Source organism: Rhodoplanes sp. Z2-YC6860, assembly GCF_001579845.1.
GTDB lineage: Bacteria > Pseudomonadota > Alphaproteobacteria > Rhizobiales > Xanthobacteraceae > Z2-YC6860.
In genome coordinates this window covers 2,693,195-2,714,556 of sequence record NZ_CP007440.1, presented here as the reverse complement: position 1 = coordinate 2,714,556, position 21,362 = coordinate 2,693,195, and the positions used below count along the sequence as shown (strand labels likewise).

Annotated in this window: 17 protein-coding genes; 4 read left to right on the top strand and 13 right to left on the bottom strand. The window is 65.0% G+C overall.

Going from position 1 to position 21,362, the window contains the following annotated elements; all coding sequences use genetic code 11:
* Positions 1–117: 117 nt before the first annotated feature.
* The 7 genes from RHPLAN_RS12510 to RHPLAN_RS12475 all read right to left on the bottom strand — a co-directional run bounded on the left by RHPLAN_RS12510 (position 118) and on the right by RHPLAN_RS12475 (position 8,136).
* A complete protein-coding gene (locus RHPLAN_RS12510; RefSeq protein WP_068018054.1) occupies positions 118–387 on the bottom strand; it encodes a hypothetical protein in 270 nt (89 codons plus the stop codon).
* 92 nt (positions 388–479) lie between these two features.
* Positions 480–1,454, bottom strand: coding sequence for a glutathione S-transferase family protein (locus RHPLAN_RS12505; protein WP_068018053.1), 975 nt, complete (start codon positions 1,452–1,454; stop codon positions 480–482).
* Positions 1,455–1,616: 162 nt separating this feature from the next.
* On the bottom strand, positions 1,617–1,895 hold the full coding sequence (locus RHPLAN_RS41020) for a hypothetical protein (protein WP_442971819.1): 279 nt from the start codon (positions 1,893–1,895) through the stop codon (positions 1,617–1,619).
* Positions 1,896–2,218: 323 nt separating this feature from the next.
* A protein-coding gene (locus RHPLAN_RS38360; protein WP_157099989.1) for an IS630 family transposase occupies positions 2,219–3,167 on the bottom strand; the annotation gives its coding sequence in 2 pieces (ribosomal slippage) (positions 2,219–2,830 and positions 2,832–3,167; 948 coding nt in all).
* A gap of 217 nt (positions 3,168–3,384) precedes the next feature.
* Entirely contained in the window at positions 3,385–4,362 is a 978-nt protein-coding gene (locus tag RHPLAN_RS12485; RefSeq protein ID WP_068018051.1) for a UDP-glucuronic acid decarboxylase family protein, read from the bottom strand.
* Between the two features lie 194 nt (positions 4,363–4,556).
* Complete coding sequence (locus tag RHPLAN_RS40505; protein WP_237180125.1) at positions 4,557–5,387, bottom strand: transglutaminase-like cysteine peptidase; 831 nt, start codon at positions 5,385–5,387, stop codon at positions 4,557–4,559.
* A gap of 358 nt (positions 5,388–5,745) precedes the next feature.
* Positions 5,746–8,136: an efflux RND transporter permease subunit gene (locus tag RHPLAN_RS12475; protein ID WP_084244795.1), complete on the bottom strand. Its 2,391-nt coding sequence runs from the start codon at positions 8,134–8,136 to the stop codon at positions 5,746–5,748.
* Positions 8,137–8,525: 389 nt separating this feature from the next.
* On the opposite strand from RHPLAN_RS12475, the gene RHPLAN_RS12470 reads away from it, so the two are divergent.
* On the top strand, positions 8,526–10,040 hold the full coding sequence (locus tag RHPLAN_RS12470; RefSeq protein WP_157100239.1) for a Spy/CpxP family protein refolding chaperone: 1,515 nt from the start codon (positions 8,526–8,528) through the stop codon (positions 10,038–10,040).
* Positions 10,041–10,046: 6 nt separating this feature from the next.
* Here the strand turns inward: RHPLAN_RS12470 and RHPLAN_RS38355 are convergent.
* The 6 genes from RHPLAN_RS38355 to RHPLAN_RS12435 all read right to left on the bottom strand — a co-directional run bounded on the left by RHPLAN_RS38355 (position 10,047) and on the right by RHPLAN_RS12435 (position 17,401).
* A protein-coding gene (locus RHPLAN_RS38355; protein WP_157099989.1) for an IS630 family transposase occupies positions 10,047–10,995 on the bottom strand; the annotation gives its coding sequence in 2 pieces (ribosomal slippage) (positions 10,047–10,658 and positions 10,660–10,995; 948 coding nt in all).
* 294 nt (positions 10,996–11,289) lie between these two features.
* Entirely contained in the window at positions 11,290–13,233 is a 1,944-nt protein-coding gene (gene shc / locus RHPLAN_RS12455; RefSeq protein ID WP_068018043.1) for a squalene--hopene cyclase, read from the bottom strand.
* The gene (hpnE, locus tag RHPLAN_RS12450; RefSeq protein WP_068018040.1) at positions 13,230–14,492 is read right to left on the bottom strand and encodes a hydroxysqualene dehydroxylase HpnE; all 1,263 of its coding nucleotides are present in this window, start codon (positions 14,490–14,492) and stop codon (positions 13,230–13,232) included. Before hpnE ends, shc begins: the two co-directional genes overlap by 4 nt.
* Positions 14,492–15,340, bottom strand: coding sequence for a presqualene diphosphate synthase HpnD (gene hpnD, locus RHPLAN_RS12445; protein ID WP_068018038.1), 849 nt, complete (start codon positions 15,338–15,340; stop codon positions 14,492–14,494). The genes hpnE and hpnD overlap by 1 nt, the downstream gene beginning before the upstream one ends.
* A gap of 10 nt (positions 15,341–15,350) precedes the next feature.
* Positions 15,351–16,232, bottom strand: a complete 882-nt coding sequence (gene hpnC, locus RHPLAN_RS12440; protein ID WP_068018033.1) for a squalene synthase HpnC — start codon at positions 16,230–16,232, stop codon at positions 15,351–15,353.
* A complete protein-coding gene (locus RHPLAN_RS12435) occupies positions 16,229–17,401 on the bottom strand; it encodes a glycosyltransferase (protein WP_068018031.1) in 1,173 nt (390 codons plus the stop codon). Before RHPLAN_RS12435 ends, hpnC begins: the two co-directional genes overlap by 4 nt.
* A gap of 255 nt (positions 17,402–17,656) precedes the next feature.
* Between RHPLAN_RS12435 and RHPLAN_RS12430 the strand changes: the two genes are divergently transcribed.
* The 3 genes from RHPLAN_RS12430 to RHPLAN_RS12420 are packed head-to-tail and all read left to right on the top strand — an operon-like array spanning position 17,657 to position 21,344.
* On the top strand, positions 17,657–20,032 hold the full coding sequence (locus RHPLAN_RS12430; RefSeq protein ID WP_198164895.1) for a xanthine dehydrogenase family protein molybdopterin-binding subunit: 2,376 nt from the start codon (positions 17,657–17,659) through the stop codon (positions 20,030–20,032).
* Positions 20,029–20,862: an FAD binding domain-containing protein gene (locus tag RHPLAN_RS12425; protein ID WP_068018026.1), complete on the top strand. Its 834-nt coding sequence runs from the start codon at positions 20,029–20,031 to the stop codon at positions 20,860–20,862. The genes RHPLAN_RS12430 and RHPLAN_RS12425 overlap by 4 nt, the downstream gene beginning before the upstream one ends.
* Positions 20,859–21,344 (top strand): (2Fe-2S)-binding protein, encoded by a 486-nt coding sequence (locus RHPLAN_RS12420; RefSeq protein WP_068018024.1) that lies wholly within the window; start codon positions 20,859–20,861, stop codon positions 21,342–21,344. The genes RHPLAN_RS12425 and RHPLAN_RS12420 overlap by 4 nt, the downstream gene beginning before the upstream one ends.
* The last annotated feature ends 18 nt before the right edge of the window (positions 21,345–21,362 follow it).

Below are 21,362 nucleotides of genomic sequence, written 5' to 3'. Positions count from 1 at the left end.
GGTCGACGATCCGCGCGAAGACCTACGCGCGAGGCAGTCAAACCAAACTCCGATTCTTATCCTGGAATCGAAAACCGGATCGTCTCACGACGATGCGGGTCTCCGCACGGTTCGTTCTCACCAGCCGCCGGTGACGCACTCGCGCATGCCCATGCCCATGAAGGTCACGTTTCTGCAGCGAGCGCCGGAGCCGGGGATTTCGGGATTGTCGCAGTCGTGACTGCACACCCGCATCCCGTTCTCGGTGTGCCAACCGACGCTCGGGTCCTTTGAATCCTTGTTCCAGACCGTGACGTCGCTTTGAGGCCGTTTGTGATGCTTGGTGGCGGCTTCCGCGCTCAACGAGGCGGCAAGAACAATCGCACAGGTTATCAGCAGGCGTTTCATGGGTCTCTCCTCTGCCTCCCGATCGTTGGTTTCGGGGGCCGGAGATCGCGTTCAATATCTTCGGGTTACAAATTGTTCAGGCGCCTCACCCGTCAAGCCACGCGCCGCGCCAGCCGGCCGCGATCGTGCGGCCTTGAGTAGTCGATGGCGGGGCCGATCGGGACGATGCCGTTCGAGCCAACAGGACCAGCCTTGCTGAACACGCCGCGCTTCATGCCGGCGATGTCACAGACGTCGGCAATGCCGGGCGTCTGATAAAGCTCGCGCAGATAATTCGACAGGTTCGGGTATTCGTCGAGCCGGCGCAGGTTGCACTTGTAGCCGACGTAGTAGCAGGGATCGAAGCGAACGAGGCTCGGGAACAGCCGCCAGTCCGCCTCGGTTTGCGCATCGCCGCACAGATAGCGCTGCTGCGAAAGCCGATGCTCCAGGCCATCCAGCGTGTCGAACAGAAGCTTGATCGAGCCGTCGTAAGCCTCCTGCGAGATCGAATAACCGCAGCCGTTGACGGCGTTGTTGACGCCCTTCAGCACCAGCGCGTTGGTCGCATCGATCTCTGATCGCAGCGGCGCCGGATAGTAATCCGGCGTCGGCTCGGCGAGGTCCACGAAGGCCTCGTTGAAGATGCGGAGGATCTCGGAGGACTCGTTGTTGACAACGCTGCGGGTGGCGTCCCAGAGCGTCGGCACGGTTACGCGCGTTGTGCAGGTGGGATCGGCGATCGAATAAAGCTCATGGAGGAAGCGCACCCGCCGGTCGGTGCCGGGCACGACATGGCCAGCTTCGCCGAACGACCAGCCCTGCCCGCCCGGCTCCTGGAAGGTGTTGGTGAGCGTCACGAACGGCTCGATCTTTTTCAGCGTCCGCATCAGCGTGGTGCGATGCGCCCATGGGCAGGCCACCGCACAGTAAAGGTGATAGCGGCCGTGCTCAGCGGGGAATTTCGCCCCCGCCTCGCCGCTGATGCGATCACGGAAAACGGAGTCGCGCTTGAAGTACAGCCCCTTGGCGTCGTGCTGCACCAGGACGTTTTCGGTCGTCCATTTGCCTTCGACAAGCTGTCCCATTCGTCCTCACGTCACTGCTCGCGTGGATAGCTTGCCCGACTTTCCGATCCCGTCAAAGAGCCGCCGACCGATGCCACTTTCGCGCCGTGAAAAACGAAGGGCGGATGACGCTTGGTTCATCCGCCCTTCGCTCAATTTGTCCGAACGGTTGAAGGCGGCAGCCTAGTCCCGCTCATCCTTGTGCTTTTTCTTGTTCTTCTTCTTTTTGTGCTTCTTCTTTTCGCCGTCGTCTTGATCGTCGGCGACCGCCTCGGCGGCTGCCGCCTCCTGCGCGGCTTCCAGAGCCTGCTGCCGCTCGGCCTCTTCCTGGCGAATGCGCTCAAGATCGCGTTGCGCCTTGTAGTCTTCCCACGCCTCGAAGATCAGGTGCAGCCACGGCATCACCTGCTCGATCGAAGGCAGCGCGCCCTGCGGCCCAGGCTCACCGCGCGGTCCTTGCAATCCCAACTTTCCTTGCGGGCCTGCTTCGCCGCGAGGCCCTTGAGGGCCGACCTCGCCACGCGGACCCTGCAGTCCTGCTTTTCCTTGTGGCCCCGCCTCGCCCCGAGGCCCGTGAGGACCGGGCTTGCCAAGCGGTCCGGGCTGCCCCGGATGTCCCTGCGGACCAGGCTTCCCTCGCGGTCCCTCGGGCCCGCGCGGACCGACCAAAGCTGCTTTCGCCACGTCAGTCACCTCCATTTCGGATGCTGCACGACACCGCCGTGCAAGGGTTCAGCCGCAACCGCAACACGCAGGCTGCGAAAGGTTGTGCGCTCTAGAGCGGTTCACAATTTGACGGAAGCGTATCCGGCGTTTGCGAAGTAGTTGCTGCATTCGCGGGGGCCTATGGTTGTGACGAGGCTGCCGATTTGGCGCCAGACATCGTCGATGGTGCGCCTTTGAGCCATGCGCATCCAATGTTTGATCTTGGCGAAGGCCTGCTCGATCGGATTGAGGTCCGGCGAGTAGGGCGGCAGGTACCAGAGCCTGGCTCCGGCTGCTCTTATGATCTGTCGCAGCACGGCAGCCTTGTGGCTTCCGAGGTTGTCCATGACGACAATATCGCCGGCCTTCAGTGCGGGAACGAGTTGCTGCTGGACATAGGCTCGGAAGCACTCGCCGTTGATCGGGCCATCGAACACGCAAGGGGCTGTGAGGCCGTCGTGGCGGAGCGCGCCGAGGAAGGTCAGCGTCCGCCAATGACCATGCGGCGCGTAAGCTCGCAGGCGATCGCCCTTGCGTCCCCATCCGCGCAGCGGGGCCATGCTGGTCTTGATCCAGGTTTCGTCGATGAAGACCAAACGCCGTGGATCGAGACCGGCCTGCCAGGATCGCCAGCGCTTTCGTCTGCGGGCGATGTCGGCCCGGGCCTGTTCAAGCGCGAACAGTGTTTTTTTTGAACCGCAGGTCTTCGCGCCGCAGGAACAGCCACACGGCATTGTGCGAGACCTTTACCCCACGCGCGGCAAGTTCGTCCTTCAGCCCATGCAGGGTCAGATGCGGGGTCTGTCTGATGCGCTCCAGGATGAAGGCCCGATGCGGATCGAGCACCGGCTTGCGATATCCACCCATCTTGCTCGGCGACACTGAGCCAGTCGTCCGATAGCGCTGAGACCACTTCACCACCGACGACACCGCCACGCCGAACCGCGAAGCCACCGTCCGGCAGCTCTCACCGTTCCGCACCGCCGCAACGACACGCTCACGCAGATCATTGGACAGAGGTCGGGTCATGAGCTGCTGGCCTCCAACCCAGCCAGCAGCTTGAATCACAATTCGAAGCCCAGCGGAATCCCCAGCGATTCAGAAAAGAAGTGAACCGCTCTAAAGGCAGAGCGTGTCACATACAAGCCATTTTTGATGACGTGATTGCGTTCGTCGCCGCATCCAAGGCGGCGAACGCATCTATGCCGGCAACGCAGTTGTCGCGCGCGGCTTTACCGAAGGCCGATCAACCCGCCGCGATCTGCGCGCGGATGGCGTCGTCCTTCAGCATCCCCTCGAAATATTCGATGGTGCGCTTGAGGCCGTCCTTCAGCGCGACGCGCGGCGCCCAGCCGAGAACGTCCTGCGCCTTGGAAATGTCCGGCCGCCGCTGCTTCGGATCGTCCTGCGGCAGCGGACGGTGCACGATCTTCGATTTGGAGCCGACGCCATCGAGCACAAGCTGGGCGAGCTCAAGCATCGTGAACTCGCCGGGATTGCCCAAGTTGATCGGACCGGTGACGTTGTCGGGCGTTGCCATCAACTTGACGAAGCCCTCGATCAGGTCGTCGACGTAGCAGAACGAACGGGTCTGCTTGCCGTCGCCGTAGATCGTGATGTCGCGGCCGAGCAGCGCCTGGATGATGAAGTTCGACACCACGCGGCCGTCGTTCGGATGCATGCGCGGACCATAGGTGTTGAAGATGCGGACCACCTTGATGCGCATGTTGTGCTGGCGGCGGTAGTCGAAGAACAGCGTCTCGGCGCAGCGCTTGCCTTCGTCGTAGCATGAGCGCGGACCGATCGGGTTGACGTTGCCCCAGTATTCCTCGGGCTGCGGATGCACGCTTGGATCGCCATACACTTCCGAGGTGGAGGCCTGCAGGATCGAGGCCCGCACGCGCTTGGCGAGCCCCAGCATGTTGATCGCGCCGTGCACGCTGGTCTTGGTGGTCTGCACCGGATCGCGCTGATAGTGGATCGGTGAGGCCGGACAGGCGAGATTGTAGATCTCGTCGACCTCGATATAGAGCGGGAAGGTCACGTCGTGGCGCATCAGTTCGAAGCGCTTATGGCCAACCAGATGCTCGATGTTGCTGCGCGTGCCGCTGAAGAAGTTGTCGACGCAGATGACGTTCGCACCCTCGGCCAGGAGCCGCTCGCACAGATGCGAGCCGAGGAAGCCGGAGCCGCCGGTTACCAGAATGCGCTTTTCAAGATGCATCGTGTTTCCTTGCGCCCGAATCGAGACGGTTAGGGTCCCTTTTAGCCTATCCGTTCAACTCCTGACCATGACGGGTCTCTCCCCGGCCTTTGCTCCCCGCCCCTGTCGCAAATCCGAGCCCAAACGCAGACCGCGCCGCTTTGCAGCGGCGCGGTCATCACAGGCGCCAGCGTGGGAGGAACGGTACGCGGGCGTTACGCTGATCGTGCGGTGGGCTTCACCGTCGACCAGATTTTCGGGTTGGTGCCCGACTGCATGCGGACCCACTGATAGCCCGGCCGGCTCCAGGCCTGGACCGAAGACGAGAGGTTGTCGAGGAGGTAATCCCCCTGCTTGGTGCGCACGACCACGATCAGATGATGTTCGCCCCCCGGGACCACGACTTCGGCGAGCAGCAGCGAACGCGACGGCCAGCCGCGCTTGAGAAGCTCATGGCGCTTGGTCACGGCGTAGTCGTTGCAATCGCCGGAGGCCGGAGAAATCAGCCACTTCTCGCCGGCGAAGCCACGCGTGTTGCGCTCCGGCCGGATGTTGCGATTGACCTTGGTGTTGACGGCGTCCAGTTCGCTCATCCGCGCGGCGGTCAGATCGAGCTTGGTGCCGCGGAATGCAATCTTGCGAACCTCGCAGTCCTTCGGATACTGCAGGCAGAACATCGTGTGAGCCATCGGCGCAAGCGTCGGCGTGTCCTGCGGCACGCGATCCAGCTGGCCGCGCAGCGACTTCGGCATGCCGAACAGCGCAACCTGCTCCGGCTGCGGCCGAGCCTGGTTGAACTCCAGCGCCTTGGGCGGTAACTGCCTCGCCACAGCCTGGCTGGGCACGCGTTGGCACGCCGTGAGATGCATGACGCAGTAGAAGCTCTTCGTGGATGGCCCCCAGATCGCCAGGCTCATCTCGACGCCCTCGAGCGGCGACGAACTCTTCAGCGATTTCGGCATGCTGAGCAGCGTCGCATCCGCATGCTGACCAAACGCGCCCATCGCCAGCACGGCCAGCAGCCAAGCGCCCGTGATTTTTTTCAACACAACCCGCCTCCCGAATTTCCCGGCAGGCGGATTGTTTAAAGACGAAACTCTGCAATCGCGTTCGATTGCGAGAGCAAATCTGATTCAAACCCGAGCGCGCGCGTTGGCTAAGCGTTAACCGCGACGCCGCGCCCGCTGGCTGATATTGCAGCGAAAATCCGCCAGATTCTCAATCGGTCCCGACAACAGCAGGCGCTTCGATTGAGATCGCGGTCGTCAAGGTCCCGCGATTCAGGATCGATTCACCACGGGGGCTCGCACACGATTTGCGCCTGACGAGCCGCCAGGCATAAGCCCCCGCCCCAGCCCGCCCGGCCTGAAGCGCAGGCGATGTTCGGGCCGTCCCTCGGTGCCGCTAAATCGGCGACTGTCCGGTGAGCCGGCGCGACATCTCGCTGAGAAACATCGCGGTCGGCCGCAGGATGAAAAGGTCCGCGACCAGCGCCGACAGCATCGCGAAAGCCGAGAGCCAGCCGAACAGCCGCAGCGAGGGCAGGTCCGAGAGCACCATTACGGCGAGGCCGCAGGCCAGCACCACCGACGTCAGAATCAGAGCCGGTCCCACCAGGATGGTGGCGCGCTCGACGGCCACCGCCTCGTTGACGTCGGGGCCACCTTCCAGCCGCAACCGGTTGAGGAAGTGGATGGTGGCAGAGAGTCCCAGGCCGAACGACACCGTGAGCGCCACGACGCTCGCGAACTGCAGACCCTCGCCCATGGTCCAAAGAATGAAGCCCGCCATCACCACCGGGAAAATGCCCGGCAGGATCGACATCAGCATCACTGCGAAGGAGCGGAAGGCGAGGCCGATGAAGGCCGCGACAAAGACGATCTCGATCGTGAGCCCGTGATTGAGCTTGCCGATCATGTCGGCGCTGTTGCGTGCCGCAATCGCCGAGAGGCCGGTCACCGCGATCTCGTAGCCCGGATGCGCCTTGCGGACATCGTCGAGCGCCTTGTCGAGCTTCTCGACCACCGGCAGGAGCTGGCTCGAATCGACGTCGGGGATCCGGCCCGACACCACCACGGCATCCTTGTCGGCGGAGATGAAGCGGCGAGTCAGGTATTCGGGCAGCACGTCGACGTAGGACTTGATGGTCTCGACATCGGCCTTGCCGGTCTTCTCGGCGAGCCAGCGCCGCAGCGAATCGAGCGACCAGACATTGCCGACGCCGGCCTGCTTCTCGACGATGGTGTGGACCGCGGCGATGGTCGAGAGCGTCGCGTCGTCATAGAGGCCCGCGCCCTTGGGGAACTGGATCAGCACATCGATCGGATTGGCGCCGGTGAGCTTGGCATCGAGCCGGCCTGACGCTTCCACGGCCTGCCGCTTGTCCGGCACCTGGTCGGCGAGCCGGTAGCGCGGTTCGAGGGTGGCGTAGATCGTCGACAGGCCGACGACGACGAGGAGGCCGATCAGGCTATAGAGACCCGGATGGCTGACCATCCGCCGGGCAATCCAGCTGCAGAAGCTCCGCAGCGCCTGCACGCCGATGTCGGCGCCCTTGGTCGCCACAGCGAAATTGGATTCCTTGCGGATCAGCAGCACGCCGAGCACCGGCACGAGCGACAGCACGCCCATCAGCGCGATCACCGTCGCGAGCAGACCGGCTTCGCCGAAGGTGCGAATGAGATCGGAGTTGGAGAATTGCAGCGCGATGAACGAAATGCCGGCGGTGCCGTGCGTCAGCACGCAGGCAGGACCGACCACCAGCACCGCCTCGCGGAACGCCGTGTACTTGTCCTTGCCGGCGATCAGGCGGTCACGCGCCGCGAAGGTGAGCTGCATGCTGTCGGAAAAGCTGATCACCATGATGAGCGGCGTCATCACGTTGAGGAACATGTTGAGGCTGAAGTTCAGCCAGCCGAAGGCGCCGAGCGAGAGAAGGATCGCAATCAGCGGCGGCGCCGCCGCGATGATCATGAACGAGATACGGCGGAAGAAGGCGATGGCGATCAAGGCGCCGGCCGCAAAGCCAATGCTGTTGTAGAGGATGCTGTCGCGCTCGACCGCATTGCGGATTTCGAGCTGCATCACGGGCACGCCGGAAAGCTGGGCCGTGAGCCCGGTGCTGCCCAGGTCGTCCTGCATGGTCTTGCGGATTTCGGCGACCGTGGTGTTGAGGCCCTTGCCGCCGACGATCTTGGGATCGAGCGAGAGCACGACCAGCGCCAGCGTGCCGTCCTCCGACAGAAGCTTGCCGCGGATGATCTCGTTTGAGAGCACGCGCTGCTTCAGCGCCTCGTAGGCCTGCCCGGTCGGAAGCTCCTCGGGGAACAGCGGCGGCGGCAGCTTGCCGGGCTCCGGCGCCTGCCGCGCCGAGAACAGCGAAATCAGGCCGCGCACGCTGTCGATGAGTTGCAGATCGGTGACAAGGTCGCGGATTTTTTCGATGGATTCCCGATCCATCAAATTCTTGCCCTCGATGACGACGAGAACGTCGTACTCGGCCGAGGGGAAGCGCTTGGTCACCTCTTCGTATTGGCGGAATTCCTTGGTCTCGGAGCGGAACAGCTGGCTGAGCGAGTCATCGACCTTCAACCGGTCGACGCCGAAGCCTGCGGCAATACAGAGCAACGCCAGAATTATGGCAGCAATGACCGGAGCACGAAGCGGAATGAGGCCGATCCGCTCGATGCCGTACGCCAGATTGTGCAGCTTGCGCGGCGCGGAAGTTCCACCCGCTGCCACATTTTGCCGGGAATCTTTTGTGGACACAGAGCTTCCTTCCGAGACGTCGTGCATCGAGGCGATATGACGCTGTTAAGGTGGGACCGAGATAGACCAAATCAGGGGCATCGGCAGCAGCAACGGTGTTGTACACTGATTGGTGGCGGCTGGAACCGGGGGGCGTTCGCGCCGTTGACAACTTTAGGCAACGGTCGGACTGCGCCGCGTAATTCGGCAGTTGGAGGCGGGTCATGCGTCGCGGATTGATGGCGGTTTTGGGCTTGCTGGCGGCAGGAACCGCGCTGACCGCCATGCCTGAGCCGGCGGCTGCCCAATTGCCCAGCCCGTTTGGCGTCATTCGCGCGATTACGCGTCCGCTCGATGGAATTTTCCGGGGTCCCCGGATGAGCCGCCGCCATTATTATTCGCGCCGGGCTGCACGCAACCGGGGGCGGGCCCCCGCTGTGGTCCAGACACAACCGCCGGCAGTGGCCGGTGCGGCCGTGGCGGGTGCCGCGGCGGCTGGCACGGCTGCCGCCGTGGCTGGAAGCTCCGCGGCCGAGGCCAAACCAGCCGACCAGAAATCTCCTGCCACTGAGACCCAGGCCGAGAAGGCCGCACCGGCAACAGCGCAGGCGTCACCACCGCAGCCTGAGGCCGACTCTCCGGTGCCTTTGCCGGTCCCGGCTCCCGAGAAATCTGCAGCCGCGAACGTTGCCCCACCGCCGAAGGACTCCACGCCTTCGCCAACCGACGCCGCCAAGCCTGCGCCGAGCGGCCAGGATACGGCTGCCAAGGATGCAGCCGCGAAGGATTCCTTTGCCGCGGTGAGCAAACCCGCGCAGCCGGCGCCACAAGCCACGGCCGTGCCGGTGGCTGCGGCACAGCCGGCGGCGCCGCCGGCAGCGGCAACGGCCGCCACCGTTCCGGAAGCGCCGGCCACGGCCGCACCGACGGTTGCGGCAGCTCCGCAAACGCCGCCGCCCCCGGTCGCCGCACGCGCCGCAAATCAGCAGCGCAATGCCGCGCTCACGCGATCAGCCGAGCAGAACGCCGATACGCCCACCACCGCGACAGCGAACAGCGCTGGACAGCCTCAGCGTCCTCAGAACCGGCTCGGCCTCGCAGGTCCGCTCGCCTGGCCGACCGCGTTCGAGGATTCGATCGGCTTCACGCTCTGGCCGGGTGAGTATGGCGAGCGGCTGCGCGGCCACGGCATCGGCGACGTCATGAGCGTCGCCATGGTGTCGTCACGTGATCTCATCAATCGCGTGCGCGGCAGCCTCGCGATGCGCAGCGAATCCAAGGACGACGCGAATGCAGGCGTGGTCTGCAACATCGATCCGGCCACCGAGCAATGGCCGGCATCGCAGATCGAGCAGTCCCTGCAGCTCAACGACAAGCAACGCGATGCGCTGAAGCAGCTCAAGACCGCGTTCAGCGAGGCGGCGGCCAACATCAAGTCGTCGTGTCGCGACGAAGCCTCGATCGCGCCCATCGAACGACTGCGCGCCATGCAGGGCACGCTGTGGGCGGTTCATGACGCGTTGCAAGGATTGCGCGGGCCGCTCGCCAAGTTCTACGACTCGCTCACCGACGAGCAGCGCCAGAAATTCGCGGCGCCTGCATCGGCACAGGCCGACCCGCGCTCGATGAGACCCGCGCAGATCGCGCAGCTGTGCGGAGCGCCGCCCGCGACAGGCCGGCAGGCGCGCGCCGCCGAGGAGCAGCTCAACCTCGACAAAACGCAGCGCGCGAGCCTCGAGGCCTTCCAGAAGAAGGCGGGCGAGATGGGCCAGTTCCTGATGGCGTCGTGCCTGAAGCCTGTGGCGTCGACGCCGGTCGAGCGGATCGATGCCGCAGCCGACCGGCTGACCGCCGTGATCTTCGCGGCCTCGTCGGTCAGTCTCGCGCTGAACGACTTCTACAATCAGCTCAACGAGCAGCAGAAGTCGAAATTCAACGCCGCGCTGCGCTAGAGCGGTTCACAATTTGACGGAAGCGTATCCGGCGTTTGCGAAGTAGTTGCTGCATTCGCGGGGGCCTATGGTTGTGACGAGGCTGCCGATTTGGCGCCAGACATCGTCGATGGTGCGCCTTTGAGCCATGCGCATCCAATGTTTGATCTTGGCGAAGGCCTGCTCGATCGGATTGAGGTCCGGCGAGTAGGGCGGCAGGTACCAGAGCCTGGCTCCGGCTGCTCTTATGATCTGTCGCAGCACGGCAGCCTTGTGGCTTCCGAGGTTGTCCATGACGACAATATCGCCGGCCTTCAGTGCGGGAACGAGTTGCTGCTGGACATAGGCTCGGAAGCACTCGCCGTTGATCGGGCCATCGAACACGCAAGGGGCTGTGAGGCCGTCGTGGCGGAGCGCGCCGAGGAAGGTCAGCGTCCGCCAATGACCATGCGGCGCGTAAGCTCGCAGGCGATCGCCCTTGCGTCCCCATCCGCGCAGTGGGGCCATGCTGGTCTTGATCCAGGTTTCGTCGATGAAGACCAAACGCCGTGGATCGAGACCGGCCTGCCAGGATCGCCAGCGCTTTCGTCTGCGGGCGATGTCGGCCCGGGCCTGTTCAAGCGCGAACAGTGTTTTTTTTGAACCGCAGGTCTTCGCGCCGCAGGAACAGCCACACGGCATTGTGCGAGACCTTTACCCCACGCGCGGCAAGTTCGTCCTTCAGCCCATGCAGGGTCAGATGCGGGGTCTGTCTGATGCGCTCCAGGATGAAGGCCCGATGCGGATCGAGCACCGGCTTGCGATATCCACCCATCTTGCTCGGCGACACTGAGCCAGTCGTCCGATAGCGCTGAGACCACTTCACCACCGACGACACCGCCACGCCGAACCGCGAAGCCACCGTCCGGCAGCTCTCACCGTTCCGCACCGCCGCAACGACACGCTCACGCAGATCATTGGACAGAGGTCGGGTCATGAGCTGCTGGCCTCCAACCCAGCCAGCAGCTTGAATCACAATTCGAAGCCCAGCGGAATCCCCAGCGATTCAGAAAAGAAGTGAACCGCTCTAGAGCAGCTGCACCAAGCTTCTGCAACATCGGGGGTGCCCACCCTCCCCTGGAGGGGGAGGGTCGCGAGCGAAGCGAGCGGGGTGGGGTGATCCTCTTCGCAAAAAAAGTTCACCCCACCCCGCCCGCCTACGCTCCGCTACGGCGGTCGACCCTCCCCCTCCAGGGGAGGGTGAACACCGCCACTCTCGCAAGGAGCGATCTCACATCCCGAACTGCACGGTGCGGTCGTTGCGCGCCGTGAGGTTGCGGTAGCGCGCCATGGCCCAGAGCGGAAAGTAGCGACGGTAGCCGTGATAGCGCAGGTAGAACACCCGCGGGAAACCGGTCGCCGTGTAGCGCTGCTCGTTCCAGAAGCCGTCGACGGCTTGCGTCCTCATCAGGTATTCGATACCGCGCGCGACCGCGGGCTCGTTGGTGTCGCCTGACGCCATCAGGCCGAGCAGAGCCCAGGCGGTCTGCGACGCCGTGCTCGGCGCCGGCTCATATTCCTTGTAGTCGAGCTTGTAGCTTGAGCCGTCCTCGCCCCAGCCGCCGTCGGGATTTTGAATTTTGATCAGCCAGGCCGCGGCCCTGCGCATCTCCGGCGCCGAATGATCCACGCCCGCAGCGTTGAGCGCGCACAGCACCGACCAGGTGCCGTAGATATAATTCATGCCCCAGCGGCCGTACCAGCTGCCCTCGGCCATCTGCATGCGCTTCAGGTAATCGACGCCGGCCTGCACGGCGGGCGAGTTCTTCAGCGTCTTGCCGAACTGCGCGAGCATCGAGATGCAGCGCGCGGTCACGTCCTCGGTCGGCGGATCGAGCAACGCGCCGTGATCCGCGAACGGGATGTTGTTGAGATAGTAGAATTCGTTGTCCGCATCGAAGGCGCCCCAGGCGCCGTTCTCGCTCTGCAGACCGACGATCCACTCCTCGGCACGCGCGAGCGCGGCACGATGATCGACCTTGGCGTCGAGCTGCTGCGCACGCTCCATCGCCATCGCGACCACCGCGGTATCGTCGACGTCGGGGTAATGCGGGTTGGCATACTGGAACGCCCAGCCTCCGGGCCGCACGTCCGGCCGGCGCACAGTCCAATCGCCCTTCACGTCCAGCACCTGCATGGGTTCGAGCCATTTCAGCGCCTGCGTGACGCGCGACTGCGCCTCCGCATCGCCGGTCTCAAGGAGCGCATGCGCGGCAAGCCCGGTGTCCCAGATCGGCGACACGCAAGGCTGGCAGTAGGCCTCGTGGTCGTGCACCACCAGGAGCTTCTCGACCGAACGCCGCGCGATGGCGCGCAGTGGATCGTCCTCCGGAAAGCCCAGCGCGTCGAACATCATCACGCTGTTGGCCATGGCCGGATAGATCGCGCCAAGCCCATCCTCGCCGTTCAGCCGCTCTGTGACCCAAGCCACCGCCCGGTCGATCGCGCGCTTGCGCGAGCCCTTCGGGAAGAGCGGCTCAGTGACGCGCAGCACGTTGTCGACAACGTGGAAGAACCAGAACCACGTGGCTTTCTGTTGCGGCGCTTTCGGCGCAGGGCCGAGCGTTGCCGGCGGCTCGATGAACAGTTCGTCGATGCGCACGTTCTTCGGATTGCGAGCCTTGGGCTTCAGCGCCATGAGCACCAGAAGCGGCACGATGACGGTGCGGCTCCAATAGGAGATCTTGTCGAGGTGGAACGGAAACCACTTCGGCAGCAGCATGATCTCGACCGGCATCACCGGCACCGCAGTCCACGGGATGAAGCCGTACAGCGCCAAGAGCAACTTGGTGAAGACGTTCGCTTTCGCAGCGCCGCCGCGCGACAGCATCGCCTCACGGGCACGTACCATGTGCGGCGCATTGATGTCGTCGCCGATCATCTTCAGCGCGAAATAGGCTTTCACGCTGGCGCTCATGTCGAAAGCGCCCTCATGGAACAGCGGCCAGCCGCCATGCTCGCCCTGGATGCGGCGCAGATAGATCGCGATCTTGCGCTCGAGCTCGGCCGCGACCGGCTCCGCCAGGTAATGGCGAAGCAGCACGTACTCGGCTGGAATCGTGGCGTCGGCCTCGAGCTCGAAGCACCAGTGGCCGTCCGGCTTCTGGGCATCGAGCAGCGCCCTGGTCGAAGACGCGATGTGCTTCTCGAGCGCTGCGCGTTCCACCGTGGTCATGCGACCTCCAGCACCAACGCGGCCGCGCGGTTGCCCGAGCGCGTTGCGCCTTCGAGCGTCGCAGGCAGTCCGGTGGCGGTCCAGTCTCCGGCCATGAACAGGTTTTTCCACTCCGTGCGGGGGCCGGGACGCTTGGCGTTCTCGGCGGGGGTGGCGGCAAAGGTCGCGCGCCGTTCGCGGACGATCTGCCACGGTGGCAATGGCGCGGCGATTCCCGCGGTCTCAAGTCCGGTGACTTTGGCAACCTCGCTCCAGATGGTCTGGGCCAGTTCCTCGCGCGGCACGTTCATCAGGCGATCGGCGTCGCTGATCGTCACCGACAGCCGTCCGTCGAAGGCGAAGAGCCATTCGGTGGTCGCGTTGATCAGCCCTTGCATCGCCGGCACGCCCGCCGGCACATCGATCTTGAAATGCGCGTTGGCGATGGCGCGGTAGCCCTGCGGCACGCTCAGCCCGGGCACCAGCGACGCGGCCGCATGGGTCGGCACCGCGAGGATCACGGCATCGCCGGGCGCAAGGTCGACGGTGTCGGTGCCGAAATCGAGCTGCGAGACACGCCCGCCATCGAAGCGCAGCGCACGCAATTCGTGCTCCAGCCGCACCTCGACGCCTTTGCTCTTCACGTGCGCAAGCGCCGGATCGATGAAAGCGTGGCTCAGGCCGTCGCGCGCGATCAGCGGCCGGCAGGCCGCGCCGCCCAGCGCCAGGGTCTCGCGCATCACGGCGGAGGCGAGCGTCGCCGCGCCGTCCTTCGGATCGATGTTGAGGGCGGCAAGCAACACCGGACCGAGCAGCCTCTCATAGAGGGGGCCGGAGCAGCTGATCACATCGCCAACGGTGGCGTCCTCGGCCACACGCAGCAGCTTCGCGACACCCAGATAGTCGAGCGGACTTGTGCCCGGCACGCGGCGATTCTTGTCGAAAATCCACCACGGCAGCAGCCCGTCGCTGATGCGCAGCGTCCAGCGTTCGCCCGATTTGAAATCGGCGAAGATAAAATCCGCGTTCTTGGGTCCAACCAACGCGCCGTCGCTGCCGATGCTTTGCGCGAATTCGCGCACCGCCTGATTTCCCGACAGCACCAGGTGGTTGCCGTTGTCGATCGTCATGCCGATGGCGCGATCGAAATACGAGCGGCAGCGCCCGCCCGGATGGGCGGTGGCCTCATGCACGACGATCTTGGCGTCGGTCCGCGCCAACTTCACCGCTGCGGCAAGTCCGGCAAGACCTGCCCCGACAATGTGGACTGTGCGGGCCATCAGATGATCGCGTACTGCACGGCGATCCAGGACAGGCGCAGCGGACTTACGCTGATCCGCGTGCGCGGCGGCGACCAGCCGCGCGATGTCATGCCGTTGAGCATGACACGGTAGACCTCTTCCATGATCTTCGGCGCCTTCACAACCTTGCGCGGATTGCGCGCCATGATGCGGTCCGCTTCTTTGAAGTGCTCCATCGCCCGCGCCGCCACCGCTTCGCAGGGCTGCCACAGGCTCGGGCTTTCCAGCACGGTCTTGGGATCGGTCGAGGCGATGCCGGCCTTCTGCAGTTCTTCCATCGGCAGATAGAGGCGGCCGATGTCGGCGTCCTCGTCGAGATCACGCAGGATATTGGTCAGCTGAAGCGCGCGGCCGAGATGATGCGCGAGCGCAATCCCGTCATTCTCGCGCATCCCGAACACCCGCACGGACAGCCGCCCCACCGCACTCGCGACACGGTCGCAATAGAGATCGAGCTTGGCCCAGTCGGGCGCACGGATGTCTTCGGCGGCGTCCATGTCCATGCCGTCGATCACCGCGAGGAAGTCTTCCTTCTGCAGGCCGAAATCGGTCACCGCCTTGGCGAGCCCCTGCAGGTCCGATGCCGGCTGCCCCGCATAGATGCCCTCGATGCGGTTGCGCCACTGCGTGAGCAGCGGCCTTCGCTCGGCATGCGGCGCGGTGGAGTCGGCCACATCGTCGACGAGGCGGCAGAACGAATAAATCTCGAACATCGCCTCGCGCTGCGCGCGGGGCAGGATCCGCATAGCGGTGTAGAACGAACTGCCCGAGGCGCGGCTGGGTGCGCCGGAGCCGCCGTTCTCGATGGGTGCACTGGCTTCGTTCATCGGCTCGCGATCAATTGATGGTGGCCGGCGCCTGCGCCGAGGTGCCGGAGACGATGCGATTGACCAGCCCCTTGGCGGCGCCCATGAGGCCCACGCCCGCGACGCCGAACTTGCCGAGACGCACATTCTCGGACAGCGGATCGCGGCTGCGGAGCAGTCCCACGAAATGACGCGCGAGCGTGACGATGGCAGCGATCTCGAGCGAGAGGCGAATATCCTTGATCTGCCCGGGGAGATGGCTGCCCTCTTCCAGCAAAACGCCGGTGCGCCCGGCGAGGCCGTGCAGGCAGACGAGAAGTTGCGGCGTGGCGCGCGGCGCATCGAGCGCCTCGACGTTGGAGCCGGCGGCATTGAGCGCATCGAGCGGGACATAGACCCGGTCTAGATTGCGGTAGTCCTTCACGCAATCCTGCAAATGGTTGATAATCTGCAGCACCGCGCAGACGTTATCTGAAGCGGCCCAGGTGGCGCGACTCTCGCCATGCACGTCGAGCACGTAGCGGCCAACCGGCATCGCCGAATACCGGCAATAGTCGATCAGATCGTCCCAATCCTTGTAGCGGAGCTTGGTGACGTCCTGGCGGAACGCGTGCAGCAGGTCTTGCGCGTGCTGGGGCGAAAGATTGCGCTCGGCAAGCGCGGAGCGCAGCGTCACGCCAGCCGCGTTGTCGGTGTTGTGGCCGAGGAGACTGCCTTCGAGGCTGTCGAGGTGCGCGAGCTTGTCGGCGGGCTTCATTTCCGCATGGTCCGAGATGTCGTCGGCGATGCGGACGAACTCGTAGAACGACAGGATCGGCCGGCGGTGCGGCGGCGCCACCACCCACGAAGCCACGGGGAAATTCTCGTCCCCCGAGCCCTTGCCCGATCGATGCTGTGCAGCGTCCAAACTCATGATCCCGAAACGTTCGCCTGAGCGCGTCCCTTCCAACTGCCGCCCTGCCCTCGCACGTAGCGGTAGGCAGAATCCAGCGTGTATAGCATGTAGACCACTGCAATCGCAGGCAGCCCCAGCCCCCAAAGTGGGGACATGCGGTAGAACCGCAACATCGGCTGAAACGATACGGCCATGAGAATCCAGGTCAAAAGCCCGAGAAGGCGAGCAGTTCCATCGCCGAACAGCGCCAGCAGCGGACCTGCCAGGAATGTCAGCGCCATGCCCAGGGTGACACCGGCGAGCAACAGCGGCGAGTATTTCAATTGTGCATAGGCCGAACGCGAAATCATCTTCCGCACTTCTTCGAAATCGTCGTAGCGCCGGATGCTCGCGACCCGATTGGTGAGGCCCAGCCAGATCGGCCCCACAGCCTTCATCTTTTCGGCGAGCGAGCAGTCATCGATGAGCGCCGCGCGGATGCTCTCGATGCCGCCGGCACGCTTGAGCGCATCGGCGCGTACCAACATGCAGCCGCCGGCCGCGCCAGCCGTGGCGTTCTTCGGATCGTTCACGGAGGCAAACGGATAGAGCATCTGGAAGAAGTAGACGAAGGCCGGGACGTGGCTTCGTTCCCATCCGCTCTCGCAGCGCAGCCGCGCCATCAACGAGGTGAGAACGTAGTTTCCGTGCTCGGCGCGTGCGACCAGCGCCCGAACCGAGTCGGGTGTGTGCACGATGTCGGCGTCCGTCAGCAGCAAATAGTCCGGCGGTTGGGCCGCGTTGTTCGCTGCTTCCACGCCCTGGCGCACCGCCCAGAGCTTGCCGGTCCAGCCCGACGCCAAGCCTCGGCTCGATATCAGAGTGAAGCTCCGGTCGGAGCCGAGCCCCGCCGCGGCGCTTCGCGCGAGTTCTGCGGTCGCGTCCTCGCTGTCGTCGTCAACCAGCACGATCGAGAACGGTCCCGGATAGTCCTGGCGCGCCAGCGAACCGATGCTGTCCGCGATGCCCTCGGCCTCGTTGCGCGCCGGGATCACCGCGGTGACGCTCGGCCAGCTTGGCGGCGCCCCTGTTGGCGGCGACCATGGCAGCACGTCGTCGCGCTGCCGGCACAGCCAGAAGCCGCCGCGGGCGCAGACCAGATACAACCAGATGGCCAGAGCCAATGCTGCGATTGCGGTGAAAACCATGCCGGACAGAAATCAGAACTCCTCAGGGTGCGGGCTTGGTAGCACAGATGGGCCGGATTTTAAGCCACAGATATGGCAAATGGGACGCAACCTGTTCCTGAAATCGTCGCGGAATCAATCGCTTCGTGCGGCTTCGGCGCAGCCCAGACCGGCCTAAAGCTGCCTTGTGCCCGGGCCCAAGCCTGTGCAAATTGCGGTCCGGGCGGGTATCGGATTGGTGCTCGTAAAGGCGTAACGGGGAAGAGAACAACAGACATGGCGGGTCATTCGCCCTCAGAGGGGTGGATCGGCGCGAGCCTTTTGCGCAAAGAGGACGCCCGCCATCTGCTCGGCCACGGCATGTTCATTGCCGACATCCGCATGCCGGGCATGCAGGACGTGGCCTTCGTCCGCAGCCAGATGGCGCATGCCACCGTCCGCCAGATCACCAAGCCCGACGGTGAAGCCGGCAATGTCTTCACGCTGGCTGATCTCGGCCCGCTCAACATTCTGGAAGCCGGCCCCGAACTCGCGGCGCATCGCCACAGCCCTTACCCGGCGCTAGCCGACGATCGCGTGCGCTATGCCGGGCAGCCGATCGCGGCCTGCCTCAAGCCGACACGGGCCGAGGCCGAAGACCTCGCCGACAAGGTCGGCGTCGAACTCGACGAACTGCCGGCGGTGGTCGATTGCGTCGAGGCGATGATGCCCAAGAGCCCGCGGCTGTTCGACGCCTGGGCCGACAACGCCTACATCACCAGCACCGTGAGCGGGGGCGATGCCGCGTTCCTGGCCAGCGCGCCGATCCGGTTGCGACGCAAGTTCCGCATGAACCGGCAAGCCACGGTGTCGCTCGAATGCCGCGGCTGCCTCGCCTACTGGGACCACCGCAACAACGAGCTTGTGGTGCATCTGTCGACCCAGGGCGGCCACGTCATCCGTCTCGGGCTGTCGCAGGCGCTGGGCCTGCCCGAGAACAAGCTTCGCATCATCGCGCCCGATGTCGGCGGCGGGTTCGGCGGCAAGAACCGCCTGATGCCGGAAGACATCGCGGTCGCCTCCATCGCCATGAAGGTCGGCCACCCGGTGCGCTGGATCGAGGACCGACGCGAGCACCTCCTGGCTTCGGTGCATTGCCGCGATCACTTCTACGATCTCACCATCTCGGCGGATCGCGACGGCACGCTGCTCGGCGTCGAAGGCGACGTCTATATCGACGCCGGCGCCTATTCGCTGTGGCCAACGGGCTCGTTCATGGAAGCGAGCATGGCGTCGCGCAATCTCACCGGGCCCTACCGCATCCGCCATCTCAACCTGAAGACCTATACGGTTGCGACCAACAAGGCGCCGATGGGCCCCTATCGCGGCGTGGCGCGGCCGGGCGCCTGTTTCGCCATCGAGCGGCTGGTCGACGAGGTGGCGCGCGAGCTTGGCCGCGAGCCGTTCGACCTGCGGCGGCAGAACATCGTCACCGCGAGTGAATTGCCGTACCAGACCGCGGCCGGCATGCGGCTCGACACCGGCGACTACATCGTCTCGCTCGACACCGCGCGCGAGATGGTCGGCATGGAAGCGATCCGCGAGCGCCAGAAGAAAGGCGAGCCGGACGGCCGCGCCATCGGGCTGGGCTTCGCCTTCTACACCGAACAGAGCGGCCACGGTCAGATCGAGTGGGTGAAGCGCAAGTCGCGCGTGGTGCCGGGCTACGAGTCTGCCAACGTGCGCATGCTGCCCGACGGCTCGGTGATGCTGCATGTCGGCGTGCAGAATCACGGCCAGGGCCACGAGACCACGCTGTCGCAGATCGCGGCGCATGAACTGGCGCTCGACCCGTCGCAAATCCAGGTGCGCTACGGCGACACCGCCACGGCGCCGTTCGGCTTCGGCACGTTCGGATCGCGCTCGATCGTGTTTGCCGGCGGGGCAACGGCGCGGACCTGCCGCATCCTCGCCGAGAAAATCCGGCGCATCGGCGCGCATCTCCTGCAGACCGACATTGCGAACACCCGCCTGGAGGGTGCCGCGGTCCACGGCCCCAACGGCAGCGTTGATTTTGCTGAGATCGCCTATGCGGCCAATGTCCGTCAGGAGCACCTGCCGTCCGGCATGGATCCGCTGCTCGATGCCACCTCCACCTATGAGCCAACCGAGACCAGCGGCGTGTTCGCCTACGGCACCCACGCCGTGGTGGTCGCGGTCGAGCCCGACACCGGCGCGATTGAAATCCTCGACTACGCGGTCTCCGAAGACTGCGGCACCATGATCAATCCCCTCATCGTCGACGGCCAGGTGCAGGGCGGCATCGCCCAAGGCATCGGCACCGCGCTCTACGAGGAAATCCCTTACGATGAGCAGGGCCAGCCGCTCGCCACCACGTTCGGCGATTACATGGTGCCCTGCGCGCCGGAAATTCCCACCGTCCGGGTTGCGCATCTGATCACGCCGGCTTTTGTCACCGAATATGGCGTCAAAGGACTCGGCGAAGGCGGCGCGATCGCGCCGCCGGCCGCGCTCGCCAACGCCGTGGCCGACGCGTTCCGTCACATCGGCGCAAGCTTCAACGAGACGCCGCTGACGCCGCGCCGGGTCTCGGAAGCGGTCGAGCGCGCGCGGCGCGACTTCGACCCGCTGAACATGGGCCGCCGCGCATGAAGCCCGCTCCGTTCGAATACATGCGGCCGAAGACCGTCGCCGAGGCGAGCGTGGCGCTCGGCCGCCGCGGCGCGACCACCGCGGCGATTGCCGGCGGCCAGTCGCTGATGCCGATGCTGGCGTTGCGCGTGGCGCTGCCGGATCTTCTGGTCGACATCAGCCGCCTCGATGATCTCAAGATCGTGACGCGCACGCCGGATAGCGTCTGGCTCGGTGCGCTGACTACGCATGCCGCGATCGAGGACGGCGAGACGCCGGACGTCTTCAATGGTCTGATGCGCGCCATCGCCGGCCAGATTTCCTATCGCGCGGTGCGCAACCACGGCACGATCGGAGGCAGCCTCGCGCTCGCCGATCCCGCCGCCGACTGGCCGGTGTGCCTTTCGGCACTCGGTGCGACGGTGCGCATCGTCGGGCGCAATGGCGTGCGGGTGCAGAACGTCGACGATTTCCTTCAAGGACAATATGAAACGACGCTCGAAGCGGGCGACATCATCATGGGCTTCGACATCCCCGCGCCGCCGCGGTCGTTCCGCTGGGGATTTTCCAAGGTGGCGCGCAAGAGTGGCGCGTTCGCACAGTCGCTCGCGGTCGTCGTCGCCGAAGCCAACGACACCCACGTCCGCGCGGTGCTCGGCGCCGCCGGCCCTCGGCCTAAACCGCTGGTCGCGACTGCAAAACAACTGGAAATTCCGAACAGCACCGAGAACGACATTCGCGCCGCGATCAAGGCCGACCTCAACACGTACTTCGGCGAACTCGACGACTATCAGAAGCGGATGCACACCGCGAACGTGCTGCATGCCGCAAGGAACATGCGGGCGCAATGACGGCGGTCACCATCGAACTCAATGGCGTGAAGATCGCCGACGACGTCGAGCCGCGGCAGTCGCTCGGCGATTTTCTGCGCGACCGCTGCGGGCTCACTGCGACCCATCTCGGCTGCGAGCACGGCGCCTGCGGCGCCTGCACCGTGGTGCTCGACGGCAAAGCCACCCGCTCCTGCCTGTCGCTCGCGGTGATGTGCGACGGCCGCGCGGTGCAGACGCTGGAGGGCCTGCGCACCGACGCCATGATGGAGAGGCTGCGGAGGCACTTCCACGAGAGCCATGCGCTGCAATGCGGTTTCTGCACGCCGGGCATGTTGATCATGGCCCGCGACATTTTGCGCAGGCATTCGCGCCCTGATGCGGCTACCGTCCGTCACGAATTGAGTGGGCAGATCTGCCGCTGTACCGGCTATGCCAACATCGTGAAGGCGATCGTTGCTGCGGGCCAGGAAACCGCACAGGTCGCCGCCTCGGAGGAATAGGCTGGCGCCTCGCTGGCA